Origin of the sequence: Streptomyces sp. NPDC002044 (genome assembly GCF_040296725.1) — a bacterium.
Lineage (GTDB): Bacteria > Actinomycetota > Actinomycetes > Streptomycetales > Streptomycetaceae > Streptomyces > Streptomyces antarcticus.
Genome location: NZ_JBEOXU010000002.1, coordinates 43,069 through 64,316, shown reverse-complemented (window position 1 = coordinate 64,316; position 21,248 = coordinate 43,069). Strand labels below are relative to the sequence as shown.

Here is a 21,248-nt window from a genome sequence, read left to right as displayed (position 1 = left end):
CCGTTCAGCCGATGTTGTCGACCGCGGCCTTCGCCCGCTGCAACGTCTGGTGCGCCGTCGCGTCGTTCTTCTCCAGCGTCGTGTTCAGCAGCCGGATGATGTTCTTGACCTCCTGCGAGGCGTTCTTCCACCGCAGCTCCTTGGCGTGGTAGTCGTCCGCCACCCCGTCCGCCGCGAAGTCCGACATCGCCGACGCGACCTGCGCCTCACGTGCCGCGATGACCTGCTCCAGCTGGCCGATCACCGCCTTGATACCGCCCTGCGCCTCCGTAGAGGCACCCACGTCGTACGCACGACGGTCCGTCCCACCTGCCACCACAACCACACTCCCCGTGAAGAAGAACCATCAGAAGAAGGCCCGGCGGCCTCAGCGGCCGCGGAAGCGGGCCGCGTCGAAGTTCGCCGAACCCTGCGTGTTCCGCGCGTTCTCGCCCTGCTCCTGGTCACCCGACCCGAACGCCTGCTCCATCCCCGACTGACCGCCCAGGATCGCCGCCAGCGAAGCGTTCAGCTCCTTCGCGATGCCGTCCGCGCGCAGCTTGAACGAGTCGAAGGCGACCTTGCCCTGGCCCTGGAACTTGCCCTCCAGCGGCTGGGCCGCGGTCACCAGCTGCTTGATCAGCGAGCCCAGGTCCGTATTGGAGTCACGCGACCCGGACATCAGGTTCGTCAGAACCTGCGTCCCCATGTCGAACTTCATTCCATCCCCCGTACATCCGAACGATCGTAAGTATGTCTATTTCTATCAAGCTGTGTCGCTCCTGCAACCGGCAAAGAGCGTGTTGTGACTCATCCATGACAATCCACCCGAGGTCTTCACGAGCCCTTCAGATGGCTCATCAGCCGCTCGAAGTCGGCCCACCCCGCGAGATCCGAAGGGTCCCCCGTCATCGGGTAGTAGTAGGCGGGACGGGCCTTCGGGCCCAGTCGCAGCGGTTGCCCGGCCAGCGGAGTGCGCCGGGCGCGGTCGTCGGGCACGGCCCGGACCTCCTCCGCGCCCAGCACGAAGGACAGCGGCACGCCCGGCCCCTCGAAGCGCGGCGGGACCAGCAGGTCCCGGCGCGCTTTGCGGAGCTGTACGAGCATCGACTGCAGGCGGTGCCGCGTGACGAGCGCCTCCGCGGCGCGCGGCAGGGCGTCCAGCGGCGGTTCCTCGCCGGCGCCGTAGCCGAGCGCCAGGGTCACGGTCTCCTCGACGCCCGCCTTCGTACGGCTGACCCGCACCGTGGCGAGGCCGGGCCGCCCGGGGCTGCCCACCACCACGAACCAGGTCGGCTCCGGTGCCCGGGCGAAGGCCACGTCGGTCAGCCGGCCGGGGGACCAGGGCAGGTTGGCCGGTTCGGCCGTGCCCCAGCCCGCCGGGGGACCGCCGGTCAGCTCGCGCCACACCGCCTCCAGGGCGCCGCCGAGGACCAGCCGGCCGTCCGCGGGGTGCACGGTGCGGAAGGTGACGGCCAGCTGCCGTTCGGCGGTCTCCGTGACCTCCTGGTAGGAGGCGGCCACCGGGGTCCGCGGGTCGTCCTCGGTGGCGTGCTCGGACACCACGGTGGCGAACATGCCCTCCTGCCAGCGCAGTACCGCGCCGGAGAGCCCGTCGTAGTAGCCGTCCCGCTCGTCCCGCACGACCCACCGCGACGGCCAGTCCGGCATGTTGGCCAGTACCGCCGGCGACAGCCGTGTCCCGGGCGGAGTGACGACCTGAAGCCCCCGCTCGGCCGCCGCCGCGGCCCGGAAGGCGTCGGAGAGCCAGGCCGTCATGGCGACGACCGGGCGGTCCATGATGACCACCGCGACGTTGGGGGTCAGCACGTCGACGGCGGGCTGCGCCGCCGCGGGCACCGGCGCGACGCTGACCCCGTCCGTCCGCACCACGGCCAGTGAGCCCGTGGCCTCCGGCGGCCAGGCGCTCCCGCCCGCCAGGTCGGCGAGACGGGCGGCGAAGGTCCCCGCGAGGCGCTCGGCGTCGGGGACGCCGGTGGTGGCGCGCGCCTCCGTCCACCAGAACGGAACGCGCGGCGGGGTGGCCCCGAGGAGCCGCTCGGCCTCCCCCTCGACCTGGACCAGCAGCGGTGCCTCGACCGAGACCAGCGGCCGCCCCTGCTCGTCGCAGAGCTGTATGACCGCGCCCTCGCCCGCCGTGTTCACCCGTTTGTCCGGGCCCCCGGAGAGGAGGCCGGCGAGCACCACCCACGGATCGGGCATCCGCGGCGTGAGGGCTATGACGTCCTTGGTCATGGGGTCGTACGGTCCTTCGCAGTCCGGTATCGGGCAGGTAGGCGGCAGGCGGCCGGTGGCAGGTGGCCGGTGGCCGTGGGGCGGCCGGGGGATACCCGGGGGCTACCCGGGTGACGTGTACACGGTCTGGATCAGGCGGCTGGGCCGGCCCCTGCGGACGAGCACCCCGCGGCCGGCGGGCTGCTGGGACGCGTACACCCCGGGGAACAGCTGGCCCTCGCCCCGGTCTCCCGTCATGACGACCGCCGAGGCCCCCGATTCGCGCAGGGCCTGCACCAGTGGTTCGTACATTCCGCGCGAGGCGCCGGCGACGCGGCGCGTCAGGACGAAGTGCAGGCCGATGTCCATCGCCGACGGGATGTACGGGACGAACGGGGCGAGCGGGGACTGTCCCGCGGTGGTGAGCACGTCGTAGTCGTCGACGAGCACGACGATCCGCGGTCCGCCGCCCCAGCTGCCGGGTTCCAGGTCCTCCAGAGGGGCGCTGTCGTCGGGCAGCCGCCGCTCCAGTTCGCCAGCGATGCCCGCGGCCAGCCCGGCGCACATCTTGCCGTTGTAGGCATAGCCGCCGTTGAACTCCTCCGGGACCACACCGCGCAGGCTCCGCCGCGGGTCCATGATGGCGAAGACCAGCTCCTCCTCGCCGTAGCGGTCGATGAGGCCGGCGGCGATCGTCTTGAGCAGGTTCGTCTTGCCGCACTCGCTGTCGCCCATGACCAGCAGGTGCTGGTCGTGCCGGAACAGGTCGAGGAGCACGGGCGCCAGCCCGTTCTGGTCGAGACCGATCGGCACCCGCCCCGGCTCGGCGGCCGGGCCCGGCAGCAGGTGGGGCTCCAGCAGGTGCGGCAGGACGCGGACCGGCTGGGCGGCCTCGCCGCTCCAGGTGGCGCGGATCGTACCGGCCGTGCGCTCCAGCACCGCGCCGAGGTCCGAGGTGTCGCGGAGCCCGTCGGTGCGGGGCAGTGCCACCTGCGCGAAGAGCTTGCCGTCGGTGAGGACGCGGCCGGGTTCGCCGGGCGACAGGGTCTCGGCGAGCTTGCGCTCGACGCTGGACTCGCTCGGGTCGTTGAGGCGCAGTTCGACGCGGGTGCCGAAGTTCGACTGGGTGGCGATGCGGACGTCGTTCCAGCGGAGCATGCCCGCGACGACGTGGATGCCGTAGCCGCCACCGCGCTTGAGGATGTCCACGACGGCGTCGTCGAGTTCCTCGAAGTCGTCGCGCAGCGCACCGAAGCCGTCGATGACGAGGACGATCTCGGCGGAGGCCAGCTGCGGCAGCCGGCCGGCCGCGTGCAGGGTGCGCAACTGCTCGACGGAGTCGATGCCGTGGTCGCGGAAGAGGTCCTCGCGGGCCGCGAGCATGTTCCGTACCTCTTCGAGGGTGCGGGCCGCGCGTTCGCGGTCGGCGCGCCCCGCGATCCCGCCGACGTGCGGCAGGCCCGACAGGGCCTGGAGGCCGCCGCCGACCAGGTCGAGGCCGTAGACGCCGACCTCCTGCGGGGTGTGGGTGAGCGCGAGGGACAGGACGAGGGTGCGCAGCAGGGTGGTCTTGCCGGACTGCGGGCCGCCGATGACGGCGGCGTGGCCGCCGGCGACGGTGAGGTCGAGGTACCACTCGCCCTGCCGCTGCCGGGTCGGGTCGTCGATCAGGCCCAGCGGCACCGCGAGCCGGCCGCGCCGCTTGGAGAGCTGCATGCCGCGTGCGCCGACGTCGAGGGGACCGGCGACCGCGTCCAGGGGGATCGCGTCGGGCAGCGGGGGCAGCCAGATGCGGCGCACCGGGGCGGCGGCGTTCCTCAGCTGCTCGACGATGACGCCCATCTCGGTCGGCCCGGTCTCGCGGCGCCGGGCCGTGGGCTCCCGGCTTCCCGTGGCGTCCGGCTCGGACAGGGTGTTGAAGGCCGTGTACTCCAGGGCGAGGGGTCCGCTGGCCTCCTCATCGGCGCGCTGTACGGGGCCCCGGTAGGCGCCCGAGACGTAGCTCGCCTTGAACCGCTCGTAGTGGCTGGTGTCGACCTTGAGGTAGCCGAAGCCGGGCAGCGGCGGGAGGTGGAAGGCGTCCGTGGTGTCCAGGACCGTACGGGACTCGTCGGCGGAGAAGGTGCGCAGGCCCAGCCGGTACGAGAGATAGGTGTCCAGGCCCTTGAGCTTGCCGCCCTCGATGCGCTGGCTGGACAGCAGCAGGTGCACGCCGATGGAGCGGCCGATGCGGCCGATGGACAGGAACAGGTCGATGAAGTCCGGCTTGGCCGTGAGCAGTTCGCCGAACTCGTCGATGACGACGAACAGGTGCGGCAGCGGTTCCAGGTCGGGCCGGCGTTCGGCGCGCAGCGCGGCGTAGTCACCGATGTCGGCGACGTTGCCGGCCTCTTTGAGGACCCGCTGGCGGCGCTTGACCTCGCCGGCGAGCGAGGCGTGGACGCGCTCGACGAGACCGGCCTGGTTCTCCAGGTTGGTGATGACGCCCGCGACGTGCGGCAGGTCCGCGAACGGCGCGAAGGTGGCGCCGCCCTTGTAGTCAACGAGGACCAGGGCGAGGTCCTCCGGCGGGTGCGTGGCGACCAGGGAGAGGACCAGGGTGCGCAGGAGCTCGGACTTTCCGGAGCCGGTGGCGCCGACGCACAGGCCGTGGGGGCCCATGCCCAGTTCGGAGGACTCCTTGAGGTCCAGCAGTACGGGCCCGTGGGAGTCGCTGATGCCGATGGGCACGCGCAGGAAGGCCCGTTCGCCGCGCGGGGCCCACAGGCTCGCCAGGTCGAGGCGGGCCACGTCGTCGATGCCGAGCAGGCCGGCGAAGTCGACGGGTCCGGACAGCGGGGCGTCGACGAGGGACTCGGCGGACAGCCGCAGGGGGGCGAGCATCCGGGCCAGGCCCTCGGCGAAGGGAAGGCCGACCTCGTCCACGGTGCCGTGGGCGCTGATCGGCTCCTCCTGGCGCAGGTCCTCGATGAGGACCCGGTCTCCCTCGACGGTGATCCGTACGCCGACGTGTCCGGGCTCCCGGATCCGCTGGTCGAGCAGGTGCAGGACGGTGACGCCCATCTCGCGCAGGCCGACCGCTTCGTCGGGGCGGGGCAGTTCGGCGGCGTCCTCGCCGTGCCCGTCGGTCACGACGAGCAGGCGGGACGTCATGGCCAGGGCGTCCTTGCCGGACAGTCCGCGGCGCACCTCGGCGGCGTAGGAGGCGCGGCGGCGCAGTTCGGGGCCGATCTGCCGGGCGAGCTGGTCCACGGAGGGGGCGATGCGGCGGGCGGCGACGGGGCCGTCGAGCTGATCGGTGTCGAGCAGGTGCGGCATCCACTTGGCCCATTCCCAGTCGCCGAGCCGGTCGCCGGGCACGGCCAGGGCGATGGCGACGTCGTCGGGGGCGTGGGCGGCGGCGGTCTGCACCATCAGGGCGCGGGCGACGCGCAGGCAGTCCTCGCGGGGACCGATGACGGTGACGTTGCCGACGCGGTCCAGGGGGATGGTGAGCGGGAGTTCGGTGCCGTTGCGGAACCGGCTGGTCAGGGCCGAAGCCTCGTTGAGCATGAACTGATCGGGCGGGGTGAGGACGCTGGAGCCCTGGTCCGCGATCCGCAGGTCGCGTACGGGCATCTCGCCGGTGCCGACGCGCACGCGCAGGAAGTCGCCGTCGACGCGACGGCGCTCCCACAGCCGGGCCGGGTCGCGGACGATGTCGTACAGGGCGTGGGGCGACGGGTTGAGGACGTCGGCCCGTTCGCCGCGCTCGCGTTCCTCGCCGGCCAGCTCCTCGCGCAGGTCCTCCAGGTAGGCGAGGTATGCCTCGCGCTGCGTACGGCGCGTCCGCTGGGCCTTGCCCCGCTGGGAGAAGACGAGCGCGAGGGATCCGACGATGGTGACGACGAGGATCAGCGCGCCGAGGGCGGCGAACTGGCTGTTGCGGACGACCGTCATCATCACGACCGACGACATGACTCCGGCCACGGGCAGCAGCGACATGGCGATGTTGCCCGCCTTGCCCTCGGGCAGGTTGGGCGGGGCCTCGATGATGCGGGCGGCGGGGGCGGCCGGGGGCCTGATGGTTCTGGCCGGGCGGTGGACCAGTCGGGTGCTCATCGTCGTCGTCCGTCATTCGCGGTCGGGCACGGTGCGGTCGGGCTGGGTGGGGTCGGGCTGGGTACGGGCGGCCACGGCACGGTCGGGTTCGGTGCGCTCGGGCTCGGCATCCCGGTCAGTGCCGCTTCTGGGAGAGCTGGAAGGCGTCCGCGGCGAGCCGGGTGGCGGTCTGCCTGGTCGCGTGGGCGAGCAGCTCGGGACGGATGGGCCCGCCGGCCGCCAGGTGCCGGTCGTACGGCAGGACGTGGACGCTCGTCCCGGTGGCCTGGAGGGTGCGGGCCGCCTCGGCGAGGTCGATCCCCGAGTGCGGTGTCTGCTCGGTGAGCACCACGGCCGTGCCGGCGATCATGTGCGGGGGCAGCCCCCGCATCCACTGGAGGACCGCGTACGTGCTGGCGACGCCGTCGAGGGTCGCGGGGGTGGCCAGGACGCGGGCCTGGGAGGCGGAGAGCGCGACGCGGGCGACCTCGGCGGGCAGGGTCTCGCAGTCGACGACGGTCACGCCGAAGTAGCGGCGGAGCGCGACCATGGCCCGCTCGTAGGACCGGGTGTCGAGCATCGCGCCGATCTGGCCCTGGCTGCCGGGGAGCAGCCAGGCGTTGTCACGGAGCTGGACGAGGTAGCCGGTGACGTCGAGGAGCGACATCTGGGGTTCGACGATGTCCGCGACGTCGCCGGTGGTCCAGCGCAGGGTCTCGGCGCCGAGACGGACGGGCAGGGAACCAAGGGCGGGGTCGGCCTCGACGAAGAGGACGGGGTCCTGCCGGTAGTGGGCGTACGTCGTGCCGAGCAGGGCGGCGACCGTGGACTTGCCGGCGCCGCCGCGGATCGAGGTGACGGCGATCTGGCGGCCGGTGGTGACGGGCTGCTGGAGCAGTTCGGCGGCGCGGGTGGCTTCGGCGACCTCACGCGCGACGGATGAGGAAACGATTCGCCGTACGGCGCGGGCGGCACGGGTGGCGAAGGGCTCGCCGTGCCGGGGCTTGCGCACCGCTCCGGCCAGGTCCTTGTCGACCGCGGGCCGGGAGTCGGGGGTACGGGCCGACGGGGCCGCCGGCCGAAGCCGCGGGCCGTGGCTCCGGGGAGCCGCCTGGGGGTGTCCCCGGTCCGGGACGGGCTGCGGGTGCGGGGCGCCGCCGGGGGGCTGGGCGGACTGCCGGCCGCCGGGAACGGGTGCGGGAGCCGGACCGGGCGCGGGACCGGGAGCCGGACCGGGAGCCGGACCGGGCGCGGGACCGGGCGCCGGGGCGGCGGGTGCCGGGTCCGGGCCGCCGTGGACCGCGCCGCCGGCCCCCCGGGCCGGGAAGCCGGGGCCGTGCGGCGGCTGCGCGGCGGCCGGGCTCTGCGACGGTGGCCGGGCGCCGGGCGCCGCGGCGCCGGACCTCAGGTCGCGCAGGACGTCGCCCTGCCAGTTGTCTCCGCTCGGCATCCCTGCCCCGCCCCTCTTCATTCCGGTCTGCCGCCCCACGCGGAGCGCCCGTACGTTGCCTCAGAACTTGTCGAGCAGTTGCCCGTACACGCCGAACACCCCGATGGCGATCGGGAAGAGCCCCACCATGCCGACCGACTCGACGAGGTCGGCGGTACGCCGCAATCGCACCCGTACGTGATCCGGCGGCTGCACCGCGAGCACGAGCAGCGGCAACAGCGCCGCCACCGCGAGGACGGCGAGCGGCCCGCCGCCGCCGCCGTGCCCGGCCCACAGCATCACGAGGCGTACGACGAGCAGCGCCGCGGCGGCGAACAGCGCCACGACCTCGGCGACCAGCGGGAAGGCGCGCGCTCTGGACAGGAGCACCACCACGGCGAGCGTCGGCAGGACCACCGTCCACACGGTCGGCTCCGCGGCCAGCGTCAGCAGCCAGCCGGCCGCCGCGGCCGAGACCGCGGTGACGATCGTCGCGAGGGCGAGCCCCCGGTGCGTGGCGGCGAGCGCGTTGCCCACCTCGTGGCGGCTGACCGAGGCGCCGCCCGAGCGGCGGTCGTCGAGCGCGGTGAGCCCCGAGGCCATCAGGGCGAGCCGCGGCAGCAGGCCGAGCAGCACCACGGAGAAGAGGAGCATGACCGCGCCGAGCCGGGCCGGATCGCCTTGGACGGCGGCGACGGCTTCCCATACGGCGGTGATCACCGCGGTGACCACGGCGCCGATGAGCCCGCCCCGGCCGAGCGGCGAGAAGTAGCCGAGCAGCACCAGCGTCAGGACGAGCGCGCCCGCGACGGCGGCGAGCCGTGCGCCGCCCGACCAGTGGTGGGCGTCCGCGGCGGTCCACGCGGTGAGGACGCCCAGAGCGCCGGAGGCGAGCAGGAGGGCGGTGGCCAGGCCCCGGTTGCCCTGCCCGATCCGGGCGACGAGCGCACCGGCCGTCAGCAGGACGAGCGTGACGCCGCCGAGGGCCACGGCCAGGGCGTCGAGGGTGAACTCGCGGCGGGCGAGCAGCGCGGCCGTCACCGCGAACGCGACGGTCGCCGCGCCCGCGCTGCGCCGGCGGGCGGCCGGCCGCCAGCGCCAGGCCCGCAGGTCGAGGTCGTCGGCCACCAGGTCGGTGACGTCGTGGACGACGGGCGCGGGCGGCGCGGAGTGGGACCGTACGAGCCGTAGGACGGCGCCGTCGGCTATCCCGGCCGACGCGAGCGTGCTGTCGTGCGGCAGCGCGGAACCGTCCGCCGTGATCAGCTGCCGCGTCATCGGGCGGGACGCGGCCCGGTCGTCGAGCAGGTGCAGAACGTCCGGGAGCAGTTGCCCGATCGGAGTGTCGGAGGGCAGGACCATGTCGGCCCGGCGCCGCTCGCCGACCAGGGTCACCCGGCTCAGTTGCGCCCGGGAAGTCGTTGCTGTGCTCACCACTTACCGGAACCTATCATCGCGGAATGGCGACCTTTCGGGGCGAAGGGGGCATAGTTCTGCTGCGGGGCGGTGAGCTTTCCCGGATCTGCACACGTCTGCGTCCCCACTTTCTCCCACTGCCCCTACGACGCCGCCGGCTGGGGCGGCTTGGGCGTACGCGTGGGCTGGGGCGACTTCTGGGGCTTGCGCGACGACGACGCGCGGGGCGAAGCGGACGCGTGCGGCGCTGCGGACGAGTGCGGCGACGAGGACGCGGGGGGCGCCGCGGCCGGGCCCGTCGGCCGCGGTGACTTCGCCGGCGGCACTCCCTGTTCCACACGGCTCTGCTGCCGCTGCTGCTCGGCCTTCTGCTTGGCGAGCGTGTGCTGGATGAAGGACCACCCGACGCAACCCGCACACAGGACAGCCGCGATGGCGATGCCCGCGAACAGCTTCCCGAGCCGCTCGTCCGCCGTGCGCCGCGCCCGCTGCGCGCCGAACAGCAGCGCGTCGCCCATCCTGCGGCGGCGTACCGTCACCGACTCCAGGAGCTGGCTGTCGTAGTCCCTTGCCATCCGTCGTCCGTCGCCTCAGTCTCGGCTCAGTCTCGGCTCGTCGAGCGCCAACAACCGCTCCGGGGCGCGGATGCTGCGCCTGCGCCATGAGAAGTCCCCCGTGTTTTGCCTCTGCAACATAAGGCATGGAACAACCTCGGGCACACCCCGGTCCACGGAGGGAACCTCTGCCCTCGGGGCGTCACCGGACGCGGCCGTCCGCGCCGGTCCGGCAGTGGTCCGGTCGCCCGGGGCGGGGCCCGAGGCTAGCGTGGAGGGAGGATTTTTCGCCTCGGCACCGCAGGAGGCCCGTCATGGCGACCCGATGGCGCAGTGCGGCGGCCGCGGCGGCCGCGGTCGGGCTCGTGGTGGCGCCCCTCGGCGGTGGCGCCGCCCACGCCCGGGGCGCGGCGGCGCCCGTCGCGGCGGTCGCGGCCGCCGATCCCGCGGCGGTCGCCTTCCCGCAGCTCACCCCGGCCGTGGCCGCGCGGCTGGACGAGGCGGTCCGCGGGGTCATGGACGAGGCGAAGGTGCCGGGGGTGATGGTGTCCCTGTCGGCGCCGGGCAAGGGCGAGTACGTACGGGCCTTCGGCGTCGCCGACAAGGCGACGGGCGCGCCGATGACCCCCGGCCTCTATATGCGGATGGGCAGCGAGACCAAGACCTTCACCGTGACCGCCCTGCTCCAGTTGGTGGACCAGGGCCGGGCCGGCCTGGACGATCCGATCGGGAAGTACGTCCCCGGCGTCCCCAACGGCGACCGGATCACGCTGCGCGAGCTGGCCGGGATGCGCAGCGGGCTGTTCAACTACTCGGAGGACGAGGGCTTCTTCAAGGCCCTGACCAGCGATCCCCGGGGGAACTTCACCCCGCGCGAGCTGCTCGCGTTCTCCTTCTCGCACCCGGTCCAGTTCGAGCCCGGCGCGCGGTTCCAGTACTGCAACACGAACCTGATCCTGCTCGGCCTGGTCGTCGAGAAGGTCACCGGCACCCCCCTCGCCGAGTACGTCAACAAGGAGGTCGTCGCGCCCGCCGGGCTGAAGCACACGCTCTTCCCGCTGGGCGCCGAGTTCCCCGCGCCGCATGCCCACGGATACACGAACCAGACGGCCTCCGGGAAGACCGAGGACGCCACCGACTGGAACCCCTCGTGGGCGTGGGCAGCCGGCGCGATGGTCTCCGACCTCGCCGATCTGAAGGTCTGGGCGAAGAGCGTGGCCACCGGGCAGTTGCTGACGCCGGCCACCCAGGCGCAGCGGCTCAAGACCAGCCCGGCCGGGAACCTGCCCGACACCGGCTACGGTCTCGGCATCTTCGACGCGGAGGGCTGGATCGGGCACAACGGCTCGCTGCCCGGCTACCAGTCGCTGACCGTGTACCTGCCCGAGGCGCGGGCCACGATGGTGGTCCTGCTCAACACCGACATCGCCGACGAGGGGTCCGAACCCAGCTCCCTGTTCGGCCAGGCGATCACCGAGGTGGTGACCCCGGACCACGTGTTCAAGCTGCCCGGCCAGCCGGCCGCCGGCAAGCAGTAGGCGCGCGGATCCCCCGCGCGGACCCGCCCGCCCCTCACCTCCCCGTCCCGCGCACAATGGGCTTCCGCGCGGGTCGTCGGCCGAGGGAGAGATGACGTACATGAACGGTCAGGCATCGCAGGGGCGGCAGCCGGACACCGGGGTCGTGCTCCGCACCGCGGGGGAGGCGGACCTCGACGCCGCCGCCGCGCTGTTCCGCGGCTACCTCGACTTCTACGAGGTGCGCGTCGAGGACCCGGACCGGCCGAGGGAGTTCCTCGCCGAGCGGATCGCCAAGGACGAGTCGCTGGTGCTGCTCGCCGAGGTTCCGGGAGCGGGGACGGTCGGGTTCGCGCAGGTCTACCGCACGTTCTCCTCCCTGGCCCTGCGGCCCGCCTGGATCCTCGGCGACCTGTACGTCGCCCCGGCCGGGCGGCGTACGGGCGCGGCGACGGCCCTGCTGCGCGAGGTGCTGCGCCGCGCCGCGGCGTCGGGGGCGGCCGCGGTGCAGCTGGAGACGGCGTACGACAACCACGTCGCGCAGGGGCTGTACGAGGCGGAGGGCTTCGTCCGCGACGAGTTCCACCTCTACGTCCACGAGCTGAAGGGGCTGGAGGGCCCGGCCTGACCCCGGGGCCGGTGCGGGGCCGGTTCCGGGCGGGCCCGGCCCCGGGGGCAGCCCCGGGCCGCGGTCACTTGGCGTCGGCGTAGCACTCCACGATCGCCGTCGTGAACGGGAACCGGACCGGGGTGTCGCCGAAGGCGATCCGCCCGGCCCGGTCCCCGGCGGTGCGGATCGCCTCGGCGACCGCCGCGGCCTCCTCGGCGGGACAGTGCACGATCACCTCGTCGTGCTGGAAGAACACCAGCTCGGCCCGCATCCCGGCCATCGCCTGCCGCAGGGCCGCGAGCAGCAGCAGGGCCCAGTCCGCGGCGCTGCCCTGCACCACGAAGTTGCGCGTGAAACGGCCGCGCGCCCGGGTGTTGGCCGAGGCGTGGCCCGGGGTCCAGGCGTCGTCGCGGTCCCGGGAGGGGCCTGTCTCGCCGCCCTCCCCGCCGCCGTTCCCGTGTCCGTCCCCGAGTCCGTCCTCGTCCTCGTCGGCGGGGGCCACGGGGGGAGGGCTGGTGCGGCCCAGCCAGGTCCGCACGAGCCGTCCCTCCTCGCCCGCCCGGGCGGCGTCGTCCACGTACGCCACCGCCTGGGGGAAGCGGCGGCGCAGTGCGGCGAGGTTCTTCAGGCCGTCGCCGGAGGTCTGCCCGTAGACGGCGCCGAGGACGGCGAGTTTCGCCTTGTCCCGGTCGCCGGAGAAGCCCTGGCGGGAGACGGCGGTATAGAGGTCCTCGGGACGGCCGGCCACCTCCATGAAGGCGGGGTCGCGGGAGATCGCGGCCAGGACACGGGGCTCCAGCTGGTCGGCGTCGGCGACGACGAGCCGCCAGCCGGGGTCGGCGACGACCGCCTGGCGGATCACCTTGGGGATCTGCAGGGCTCCGCCGCCGTTGGTGATCCAGCGGCCGGTGAGGGTCCCGCCGGGGATGAACTCGGGGCGGAAGCGGCCGTCGTGGACCCAGTCGGCGAGCCAGCTCCAGCCGTGGGCGGTGTAGATCCGGTACAGCTTCTTGTGCGCGATCAGCGGCTCGACGGCGGGGTGGTCCAGCTCCTGGATCTCCCAGCGGCGGGTGGACTTGAGCTTGATCCCGGCTTCGGCGAAGGCCCTGATCACGTCGGCGGGCAGGTCGGGGCGCACACGGCGGCCGAACGCGGCGGACACCTCGTCGGCGAGTTCGGCGAGCCGGCGGGGTTCGCCGCCGCCGCCGTACCGCTCGCCGAGCAGGCCGGTGAGCAGGGCGCGGTGTACGTCGGCCCGCCAGGGCAGGCCCGCGCGGTTCATCTCGGCGGCGACGAGGAAGGCCGCGGACTCGGCGGCGACGAGCAGCCGCATCCGGTCGGGGCGGGCGGTGACACCGAGGCGGGCCGCCTGGTCGGCGTGGACCGCGAGCAGGGCGTCGAGGGGTACGGGGGCGGGCTGGGGGTCGAAGAGGGAGTCCTGTGTGCCGGGCAGGGCGGCCCGCTGCGGCGGGTCGGGCGGTACGGGCTCGTTCCTGAGCCGGGCCCAGGCGGCCGCCGCCGAACGGGGCTCCCCGAACCGGCCCTCGTGGCCGAGCAGCAGCAGTTCGGCGTTCTCGACGTCGTGGCACCGCTCGACGCGGACGCCGGCGGCGAGCAGGCGGGGGTACACCGCGGGGGTGGACCGCCACACCCATCGCGTCCCGGCGGGGGCGGCCCGTACCGCCTCGGCGGGGTCGCGGACGCGGACCCGGGGCCCGGCGGGGCGCGGCGGGGTTCCGGTCCCGGTCGGGGGCCCGGGGGTGACGGGCGCGGCGTGCCACCACCCGTCGGCGTCCTCGGCGAGGGCCCACCGGCCGGTGTTTTCGCTCACGGGTGCGAGTGTCCCACCGGGGTCTGACAGGAGGGCGGCGCCGTGCCGGGCCCCGGCCGGGGGCTTGGGGGGTTCGGGGCCGTGCCGGGGGAGTCGGGCTCGGGTGCCGCGCCGTTGCCGGGGCTCCGCCCCGGGCCCCGCGCCTCGAACGCCGGCGGGGCTGGAAGGGCGCCGCCCGGGCTGAAAGGGCGCCGGCCGGGGTGGAGTGGGGGACATGCCAAGCTGGAGGGTGTGAGAGACCTTGCCGAGACCGTCGACCGAGCCTTCGCCGCCGCCCTCTACGCCCAGGACGACGCCGGGCTGGACACCGGCGCCTCCGTGCTCGTCGCCGAGCCCGCGCTGTGGCCCGGGGTGGGGCAGGAACTGCTCGCGCGCGGGGAGGCGTACGTACGGCAGGGCTGGGAGCGCGGCTGGCGGCCGGCCGACGTGCTGCGGCTGGTGCGCCGCGACCTCGACGAGCGGCACCTGAGGATCACCGGCGACCTGATCGCCGCCGAGGCGCGCCGCTACGCCCGGCTCCCCGCCCGGTGGACGGACGCGGAGGCGTGGTGGGGGAGCGACGGGGAGTACGCCGACCGGCTGGCGCAGCGGGAGCGGACGGACCGGTTCACGCTGGCCGGCGCGGTTCTGGAAGTGCTGCGGCTGCTGATCCGGCTGCCCTCGATCGAGCCGGTGGGCCCGCTGCCGGGCGACCCGGCGGACCCCGGGGGGGAGCACGCGCACATCGAGCCGCGGATGCTCGGCCGCATCCGGGCCCTGCTCGCCAAGGCCGAGGCGACCACGTTCCCGGAGGAGGCGGAGGCGCTCAGCGCCAAGGCCCAGGAGCTGATGGCCCGGCACACCGTGGACGAGGCGCTGCTCGCGGCGCGCGGCGGCGGGCCCGCGCGGGTGCCGGGGGCGTGCCGGATCGGTGTCGAGCCACCGTACGAGGAGGCCAAGGCGGTCCTGCTCGACGCGGTGGCCACCGCCAACCGCTGCCGGGCGGTGTGGAACAGCGGCTTCGGGTTCTCCGCGGTGGTCGGCTTCGAGAGCGACCTGGAGGCGGTGGAGCTGCTGTACACCTCGCTGCTCGTGCAGGGCACGGCGGCGATGACCCGCGCGGAGGCCGCGCAGCGCTCCGGCGGACGCAAGCGGACGAAGACCTTCCGGCAGTCGTTCCTGCTCGCGTACGCCAGCAGGCTCGGCCAGCGGCTCGCCGAGACGGCCGGGCACACGGCCGCCGAGGCCCCGGACAACCTGCCGGCCCTGGTGGCCCGCGACGTGGCGGTGACCTCCCGGGCGGACGAGATGTTCCCCCGGACCACGACGACCCGGCTGCGCGGCGCCACCGACCACGCGGGCTGGGAGGACGGCACGGCGGCCGCCGACCGCGCCCACATGGGCGGCAGGCGCAGCCCGCTGCCCCGCTGACCGGGCACGGTCCGGTCCGGACCGGCCACGGTCTACGGCGTGGTGGAGTCGTCCTCCGCCCGCAGGGCCCGGGTCTCCGACTTCAGGATGCGCATCGACTTGCCCAGCGAGCGGGCCATGTCGGGCAGCTTCTTCGAGCCGAAGACCAGCAGGCACACGACCAGCACCACGAGCAGGTGCCACGGCTGCACGGCGTTGCGGAACACGTGAGGGCCCCCTCGGACGGCTGTCGAACAGCGCTCGGGATGATGACCGGACCCATGGAACAGCCGCGGACCGGGTCAGGACAAATCTGAAGAAGTCCTGAAAGCCGAACCGGCCCCCGCGCGGCTACGCTCGACGCCATGAGCTGGCTCCGGGCGCTGAAGGACACCGCCCGGTCGGGCGTGAAGGTCGAGCGGGCACGCCTGGAACCCCTGGTCGCGCTGCGCGCCGCCGTCGGCCTCGCGATCGTCATCGGCGCCGGGCTGGCGCTCCTCGGTCCGGGCGCCGCCGCCAGTTCCGCCTTCGGCGCCTTCATGGCCGCCATCGCCACCTTCCAGCAGAGCTGGCGGCCGCGGCCCGTCCTCGCCCTCGCCTCCGGCCTGACCCTGGCCGTCTCCACCTTCGTCGGCTACCTCGTCGGCTCCTCGCACACCGCGCTCTTCCTCGCCCTCCTCGCCGTCTGGACCTTCGCCGCGAGCCTGATGTGGGCGGCCGGCCCCACCGCCGGGATCATCGCCTCGGGGAACGTCGCGATCATGCTGGTCACCGTCACCCTGCCGACCTCCGTCCCGCAGGCCGCCGGTCACGCCGCGATGATCGCCGCGGGCGGGGTGGTCCAGGCGCTGCTGATCGTCCTCTTCCCCATCCGCCGCTGGGGCGCCCAGCGCGACGCCCTGGCCGACGCGCTCGCCGCCGAGGCGGACTACGCCCGGCGGCTGCGCCACGACCCCCACGCGCCCTTCGACCCGCAGCCGCTGATGCGGGCCCGGGCCGCCGCCACCGTCACCGCCCGCCAGGCCCGGCGGCGCCCCGCCGAGCTGCACGGCGCGCGGGGGCTCGCCGAGCGGATCCGGCCCGTGCTGGCCTCGCTCGCCGACCCGGCCGTGGGGGCGCCCGCCGAGGGGCCGGGACGGGACCGGGTGCGGGAGCTGCTCGCCGCCGCCGGGGCGGTGCTCGACGCCGCCGCGCGGGCGATCCGGCACGGGGAGCCGGTCCGGCCGCCCGCCCCGGCCCTCGCCGTCCTCAGGTCCCCCGACACGGCGGACCTGCTCACCGGCGCGCCGCGGCGGGCCGCGCGCCGGCTCGCCGCCCTGCTGGACGACGTACGGGAGACGGCCGAGCCCGGCTCGGGGCGCACCGCCGAGCCGGGGGAGTCGATGCTGCGGCCCACCCTGTGGCGGATGGCGCCGCTGGTCCTGAAGGCCGTACGGGCGGAGCTGCGGCCCGGATCGCCGATCCTGCGGCACGCCCTGCGCGTCACCGCCGTGGCCTGTACGGGCCTGGTGATCGGGCTGGCGCTGCCGCTCGGGCACGCCTACTGGGCCCCGATGGCCTCGGTGATGGTGATGCGGCCGGACTTCACCCAGACCTACTCCCGCGCCGTCGCCCGCTTCGCCGGGACCCTGGCCGGGGTCGCCGTCGCCACCGGCATCGTGCAGCTCGCCCAGCCGGGCATGTACCTGTCGGGCCTGCTCGCCGTGGTCAGCGCGGGCCTGATGTACGTCCTGATGCGCACCGGGTACGCCGTCGCGCAGCTCTTCGTCTCCGCGTACGTCGTCTTCCTGCTCGGCATGGGCGGGGTCCGCTGGGACCAGACCGTGCCCGACCGGGTGACCCTCACGCTGGTCGGCGGGCTGCTCGCGATGGCCGCCTACGCCCTCTACCCGGCCTGGGAGACCCCGCGGCTGCGCACCCGCCTCGCCGACTGGCTGGCCGCCGACGGACGGTACGCGGCCGCCGTGCTCGGCCAGTACGCCGATCCGGCCGGGGCCCGCCGCGCCGACGTCCGCGCGGCCCTGCTGGACACCCGCGACGCCCGCATCGCCTGGCAGGACGCGCTCGCGCGGGCGTCGGGGGAGCCGGTGCGCCACCGGGGGCTGTCCCGGGCGGCGGCGGAGGGGGCCGGGGACGCCCTGGCGGCGCTGGGCCGCCACGCGATGCTGCTGGAGGCCCACCCCCCGGACCGGGACGGAGCCCCGGTGCCGGGCGCGGCCGAGTTCGCCGGGGCGCTGCGCGCCGCGACGGAGGCGGGGGCCAAGGCCGTACGGGAGCGGCGCGTTCCGCAATGGGACGGCGTACGGGACCTGCTGACGGCCTGGGACACCCCCGCGTCGGGAGTGCTGCGCGGGGCGGCCGAGCAGCTCGTGGACTCCCTCGACGAGGTGTCCGAAGCGCTGCGGCCCTGAAGGGGGCCCTTTTGTGATCAGTGGACCACCCTCCGTGCACGTGCATCTGCCCATGCAGGCGCTTGTGAACACAGCTATGATCCGGTGCAGTTGACATCTGCACTATCGGGGGCTTCCTGTGGACCACGCGTACAACGGGATGGCAGCTGCAGAACTCGCTTCCTTGTTTGAGCTGACGTGGCAGAAGAGCAGACACAGCAACTCGCAGGGCTCTTGTGTGGAGTTCGCGAGACTGCCCGGCGGCGACGTCGCCATGCGCAACTCACGCTTTCCCGACGGACCGGCGCTCGTGTACACGCCCGCCGAGATCGAGGCGCTGCTCCTGGGGGTCAAGGACGGCGAGTTCGATCACTTGATCGGCTGACGGAACAGCGCACCCATACAAGCCATGCACGTGCACCGGCCGGGATTGATCGCAGTGATCAATCCCGGCCGGTTGGCGTGTACGGGTGGGTTCAGTCGTGGAGCAGGAACAGCGCCCAGACGACCTTGCCGGTGAGCCGTCCCGCGAGCGGGTGCCAGCCCCAGCTGTCGCTGTAGGAGTCGACCAGGAACAGCCCGCGGCCGGACTCCAGGTCGAAGTTCTCCTCCGTGCGCTCCGGTGAGAAGGCCCCGCCGGGCCGGTCCTCGCTGGGGTCGCGCACCGCGCACACCAGCCGCGTGCTCCACCGCATCAGGTGCAGCCGCACCGGCGGCTCCGCCTCGGCGCACGTACCCCGCGCGTCCTCGGGCAGGGCATGGCGCAGCGCGTTGGTGACGAGCTCGGAGACGACCAGCGACACGTCGTCGAAGCGGTCGTCGAGACCCCACTGGGACAGTGTCGAGCGGGTGAAACCACGGGCGCCCCGCACCGCCTCGAACCGGGCGGGCAGAGCGCAGGAGGCGGACCCGGAGACAGCCGTGGGGTCGACCGGGGGAAGCCCCTGCCGTAACGGCTCGAGCATGGTCGATCCATTCGTCCCCATGCGAGGCACTCCCGGGATTCGCGGGCGAAGCGGCGGCCTCGTCCAAAGAGAACTGCGGGGTGGGTCCGTGCGCCGGCGCGAACAGCACGCAGGTGCGCGGGGACCATCGTTCCGAATGGCGGAGCCGGATGCAAGGGCAGATGCACGTGCACGCGCCGGACCTGTCCGCTCACGTGACGGTTCTTGCTCATTTCTTCCTACGTATACGGACGGACTTCTTTCCCCACAGGCGGGATTCCGTTACAGAACGAGTACGGGCCGATGCGTTTTGGTGGCAGACTGCGGCCCCTGGGGTACGGGGGCCCCGCTGGCTGTCCCGCCCGCGCGAGAGTGCGGAAGGGGCGCACATCCATCGCGATGGGGAGGGCAGGACTAGTGACCGCAGAAGCCAGCGGTTCTGTGGTGCGCCGAATCCTCCTGGGCTCGCAGCTCAGGCGACTCCGTGAATCCCGCGGCATCACCCGCGAGGCGGCCGGCTACTCGATCCGCGCATCCGAATCGAAGATCAGCCGCTTGGAGTTGGGAAGGGTGAGCTTCAAGGCACGGGACGTCGAGGACCTCCTCACGCTCTACGGGGTCACGGACGACGCGGAGCGCGAATCCCTCCTGGGACTGGTCCGCGAGGCCAACGCCACCGGCTGGTGGCACAGTTACGGAGACGTACTGCCCGGGTGGTTCCAGACGTACATCGGTCTGGAGGGCGCGGCCTCGCACATCCGCATCTACGAGGTCCAGTTCGTCCACGGACTGCTCCAGACCGAGGCATACGCCCAGGCCGTCGTCCGCCGCGGCATGCCCGGCGCCACCACGGCCGAGATCGACCGGCGCGTCGCGCTGCGCCTGGAACGGCAGAAGGTCCTGGTCTCCGAAAGCGCCCCGGTCTTCCACGCCGTGCTCGACGAGGCCGCCCTGCGCCGCCCGTACGGCGACCGCGACGTCATGCGCGGCCAGCTGGAGCACCTCATCGAGATCTCCCAGCGGCCCAACGTGCAGCTCCAGGTCATGCCGTTCTCCTTCGGCGGCCACGCGGGCGAGAGCGGGGCCTTCACCCTGCTGCGCTTCCCCGAGTCGGACCTCCAGGACATCGTCTATCTGGAACAGCTCACCAGTGCCCTCTACCTGGACAAGGACGAGGAAGTGGGGCAGTACGGAAGGGCCATGGAGCGCCTTCAGGCCGACTGCCCGGACCCCGGCCAGACAAGGGATCTTCTTCGCGGCCTGCTCCAACTGTCTTGATTCGCACGTACTATGACGTCTGATCAGTGCATGACGACCGATCGGTCTCCGGTGCAGCGCACGGGTGCGCGCTCGCAGTAAGGGATGGCATGTCCATATTCAGCGACCTGGCTCACCAGTACATCGACGGCGAATGGCTGGCCGGTACCGGTTCGTGGGACATCATCGACGTCAACCCGTACAACGGGGAGAAGCTCGCCGCCATCACCGTGGCCACCGTCGAGCAGGTGGACCAGGCGTACCGCGGCGCCGAGCGCGCCCAGCGCGAGTGGGCGGCCACCAGCCCCTACACCAGACGCGCGGTCCTGGAGCGCGCCCTGCGGATCACCGAGGAGCGCGAGAAGGAGATCGTCGAGGCGATGATCGACGAGCTCGGCGGGACCCGTCCCAAGGCCGAGTACGAGGTCCACAGCGCGATGGAGTTCATCCGCGAGGCGATCCAGCTGGCCGTGCGCCCCGAGGGCCGCATCCTGGCCTCGCCGGTCGAGGGCAAGGAGAACCGGGTCCAGCGCCTCCCGGTCGGCGTCGTCACCGTGATCAGCCCGTTCAACTTCCCCTTCCTGGTCACCCTGAAGTCCGTCGCCCCGGCCCTCGCCCTGGGCAACGCCGTCGTGATCAAGCCGAACCAGAACGCGCCCGTGGTCGGCGGCGGGGTCATCGCCAAGATCTTCGAGGACGCCGGGCTCCCCGCGGGCCTGCTGAACGTCCTGGTCACCGACATAGCGGAGATCGGCGACGCCCTCCTGACGCACCCCGTCCCGAAGGTGATCTCCTTCGCCGGTTCGGACCGCGTCGGCCGGCACGTCGGAGCCGTCGCCGCCCGCCACTTCAAGCGGACGGTCCTGGAGCTCAGCGGGAACAGCGCGCTCGTCGTCCTCGACGACGCCGACCTGGACTACGCGGTGGACGCGGCCGTCTTCAGCCGGTTCGTCTACCAGGGCCAGGTCTGCATGGCCGCCAACCGCATCCTGGTCGACGCCTGCGTCGCGGAGGAGTTCACCGAGAAGTTCACCGCCCGGGTCCGCGCCCTGAAGACGGGCGACCCGCACGACGCGGACACCCACATCGGACCGCTGATCAACTCCTTCCAGGCCGACGCCCTCACCGCGCTCGTGGACCGGGCCGTCGCCGAGGGCGCGCAGGCGCTCGTACGCGGTTCTACGCGCGGCAACCTGGTGGAACCGACCGTCCTGGCCGGTCTCCCCGAGGACTCCCCGCTGCTGGGCCAGGAGATCTTCGGCCCGGTGGCCCTGCTGGTCGTCTTCGACGGCGAGGACGAGGCCGTACGGCTGACCAACCTGACCCCGTACGGGCTCAGCGGCGCGGTGCACACCCGGGACGTGGAGCGGGGCGTGCGCTTCGCGCAGCGCATCGAGACGGGGATGATCCACGTCAACGACTCCACGATCGGGGACGAGCCGCTGGCCGCCTTCGGCGGGGAGAAGGCGTCGGGTCTGGGGCGGCTGAACGGCGAGGCCACGGTCGAGGCGTTCACCACCCAGAAGTGGATCTCGGTGCAGCACGGGCGGACGCGCTTCCCCTTCTGAGGGGAGCCCGATCTACACTCGACCGGGCGTACGCGGAGCAGCCGCCCGG

At 73.6% G+C, this 21,248-nt stretch carries 16 protein-coding genes and 1 pseudogene; 7 read left to right on the top strand and 10 right to left on the bottom strand.

The window, feature by feature from the left end; genetic code table 11:
• Positions 1-4: 4 nt before the first annotated feature.
• The 7 genes and pseudogenes from ABT106_RS01040 to ABT106_RS01010 form a co-directional block, all read right to left on the bottom strand.
• Complete coding sequence (locus ABT106_RS01040) at positions 5-316, bottom strand: pore-forming ESAT-6 family protein (protein ID WP_351270410.1); 312 nt, start codon at positions 314-316, stop codon at positions 5-7.
• Positions 317-367: 51 nt separating this feature from the next.
• Positions 368-700, bottom strand: a complete 333-nt coding sequence (locus ABT106_RS01035) for a hypothetical protein (RefSeq protein WP_351270407.1) — start codon at positions 698-700, stop codon at positions 368-370.
• Between the two features lie 116 nt (positions 701-816).
• Positions 817-2,235, bottom strand: a complete 1,419-nt coding sequence (locus ABT106_RS01030; protein WP_351270404.1) for a DUF6177 family protein — start codon at positions 2,233-2,235, stop codon at positions 817-819.
• Positions 2,236-2,337: 102 nt separating this feature from the next.
• Entirely contained in the window at positions 2,338-6,315 is a 3,978-nt protein-coding gene (gene eccCa / locus ABT106_RS01025) for a type VII secretion protein EccCa (RefSeq protein WP_351270401.1), read from the bottom strand.
• A gap of 115 nt (positions 6,316-6,430) precedes the next feature.
• Positions 6,431-7,744 (bottom strand): MinD/ParA family ATP-binding protein, encoded by a 1,314-nt coding sequence (locus tag ABT106_RS01020; RefSeq protein WP_351270398.1) that lies wholly within the window; start codon positions 7,742-7,744, stop codon positions 6,431-6,433.
• A 60-nt stretch (positions 7,745-7,804) separates the two neighbouring features.
• Positions 7,805-9,160 (bottom strand): type VII secretion integral membrane protein EccD, encoded by a 1,356-nt coding sequence (eccD, locus tag ABT106_RS01015; protein WP_351270396.1) that lies wholly within the window; start codon positions 9,158-9,160, stop codon positions 7,805-7,807.
• A 266-nt stretch (positions 9,161-9,426) separates the two neighbouring features.
• Positions 9,427-9,714 (bottom strand): annotated as a pseudogene (locus tag ABT106_RS01010) (hypothetical protein); the annotation flags it as partial.
• Positions 9,715-10,007: 293 nt separating this feature from the next.
• Between ABT106_RS01010 and ABT106_RS01005 the strand changes: the two are divergent.
• Both ABT106_RS01005 and ABT106_RS01000 read left to right on the top strand, forming a co-directional pair.
• Positions 10,008-11,231 carry a serine hydrolase domain-containing protein gene (locus tag ABT106_RS01005; protein WP_351270393.1) on the top strand — a complete coding sequence of 408 codons (1,224 nt, stop codon included), beginning with the start codon at positions 10,008-10,010 and terminating at the stop codon, positions 11,229-11,231.
• Positions 11,232-11,331: 100 nt separating this feature from the next.
• Positions 11,332-11,838, top strand: a complete 507-nt coding sequence (locus tag ABT106_RS01000) for a GNAT family N-acetyltransferase (RefSeq protein WP_351270391.1) — start codon at positions 11,332-11,334, stop codon at positions 11,836-11,838.
• 64 nt (positions 11,839-11,902) lie between these two features.
• Here the strand turns inward: ABT106_RS01000 and ABT106_RS00995 are convergent, their stop codons facing one another.
• Positions 11,903-13,651, bottom strand: coding sequence for a bifunctional 3'-5' exonuclease/DNA polymerase (locus tag ABT106_RS00995; RefSeq protein ID WP_351270388.1), 1,749 nt, complete (start codon positions 13,649-13,651; stop codon positions 11,903-11,905).
• A gap of 231 nt (positions 13,652-13,882) precedes the next feature.
• Here ABT106_RS00995 and ABT106_RS00990 point away from each other — a divergent pair, with 231 nt between their 5' ends.
• Entirely contained in the window at positions 13,883-15,061 is a 1,179-nt protein-coding gene (locus tag ABT106_RS00990; RefSeq protein ID WP_351270385.1) for a DUF2786 domain-containing protein, read from the top strand.
• Between the two features lie 32 nt (positions 15,062-15,093).
• Here ABT106_RS00990 and tatA read toward each other — a convergent pair whose 3' ends face one another.
• Positions 15,094-15,267 carry a Sec-independent protein translocase subunit TatA gene (gene tatA, locus ABT106_RS00985; RefSeq protein WP_351270383.1) on the bottom strand — a complete coding sequence of 58 codons (174 nt, stop codon included), beginning with the start codon at positions 15,265-15,267 and terminating at the stop codon, positions 15,094-15,096.
• Between the two features lie 138 nt (positions 15,268-15,405).
• Between tatA and ABT106_RS00980 the strand changes: the two genes are divergently transcribed.
• Both ABT106_RS00980 and ABT106_RS00975 read left to right on the top strand, forming a co-directional pair.
• Positions 15,406-17,451 (top strand): FUSC family protein, encoded by a 2,046-nt coding sequence (locus ABT106_RS00980; RefSeq protein ID WP_351270380.1) that lies wholly within the window; start codon positions 15,406-15,408, stop codon positions 17,449-17,451.
• A gap of 118 nt (positions 17,452-17,569) precedes the next feature.
• A complete protein-coding gene (locus ABT106_RS00975; RefSeq protein WP_069920830.1) occupies positions 17,570-17,815 on the top strand; it encodes a DUF397 domain-containing protein in 246 nt (81 codons plus the stop codon).
• A gap of 91 nt (positions 17,816-17,906) precedes the next feature.
• Here ABT106_RS00975 and ABT106_RS00970 read toward each other — a convergent pair whose 3' ends face one another.
• A complete protein-coding gene (locus ABT106_RS00970) occupies positions 17,907-18,416 on the bottom strand; it encodes an ATP-binding protein (protein ID WP_351270377.1) in 510 nt (169 codons plus the stop codon).
• Positions 18,417-18,773: 357 nt separating this feature from the next.
• Here ABT106_RS00970 and ABT106_RS00965 point away from each other — a divergent pair, with 357 nt between their 5' ends.
• Positions 18,774-19,652, top strand: a complete 879-nt coding sequence (locus tag ABT106_RS00965) for a Sco1979 family transcriptional regulator (protein WP_351270374.1) — start codon at positions 18,774-18,776, stop codon at positions 19,650-19,652.
• Between the two features lie 89 nt (positions 19,653-19,741).
• Positions 19,742-21,199 carry an aldehyde dehydrogenase family protein gene (locus ABT106_RS00960; RefSeq protein ID WP_351270371.1) on the top strand — a complete coding sequence of 486 codons (1,458 nt, stop codon included), beginning with the start codon at positions 19,742-19,744 and terminating at the stop codon, positions 21,197-21,199.
• Positions 21,200-21,248: the final 49 nt, after the last annotated feature.

Coding starts and splice junctions, on each gene's coding strand:
- ABT106_RS01035 (WP_351270407.1), bottom strand. CDS start 700: ATGAAGTTCGACATGGGGACGCAGGTTCTGACGAACCTGATGTCCGGG.
- ABT106_RS01030 (WP_351270404.1), bottom strand. CDS start 2,235: ATGACCAAGGACGTCATAGCCCTCACGCCGCGGATGCCCGATCCGTGG.
- eccCa (WP_351270401.1), bottom strand. CDS start 6,315: ATGAGCACCCGACTGGTCCACCGCCCGGCCAGAACCATCAGGCCCCCG.
- ABT106_RS01020 (WP_351270398.1), bottom strand. CDS start 7,744: ATGCCGAGCGGAGACAACTGGCAGGGCGACGTCCTGCGCGACCTGAGG.
- ABT106_RS01005 (WP_351270393.1), top strand. CDS start 10,008: ATGGCGACCCGATGGCGCAGTGCGGCGGCCGCGGCGGCCGCGGTCGGG.
- ABT106_RS01000 (WP_351270391.1), top strand. CDS start 11,332: ATGAACGGTCAGGCATCGCAGGGGCGGCAGCCGGACACCGGGGTCGTG.
- ABT106_RS00980 (WP_351270380.1), top strand. CDS start 15,406: ATGAGCTGGCTCCGGGCGCTGAAGGACACCGCCCGGTCGGGCGTGAAG.
- ABT106_RS00970 (WP_351270377.1), bottom strand. CDS start 18,416: ATGGGGACGAATGGATCGACCATGCTCGAGCCGTTACGGCAGGGGCTT.
- ABT106_RS00965 (WP_351270374.1), top strand. CDS start 18,774: ATGGGGAGGGCAGGACTAGTGACCGCAGAAGCCAGCGGTTCTGTGGTG.
- ABT106_RS00960 (WP_351270371.1), top strand. CDS start 19,742: ATGTCCATATTCAGCGACCTGGCTCACCAGTACATCGACGGCGAATGG.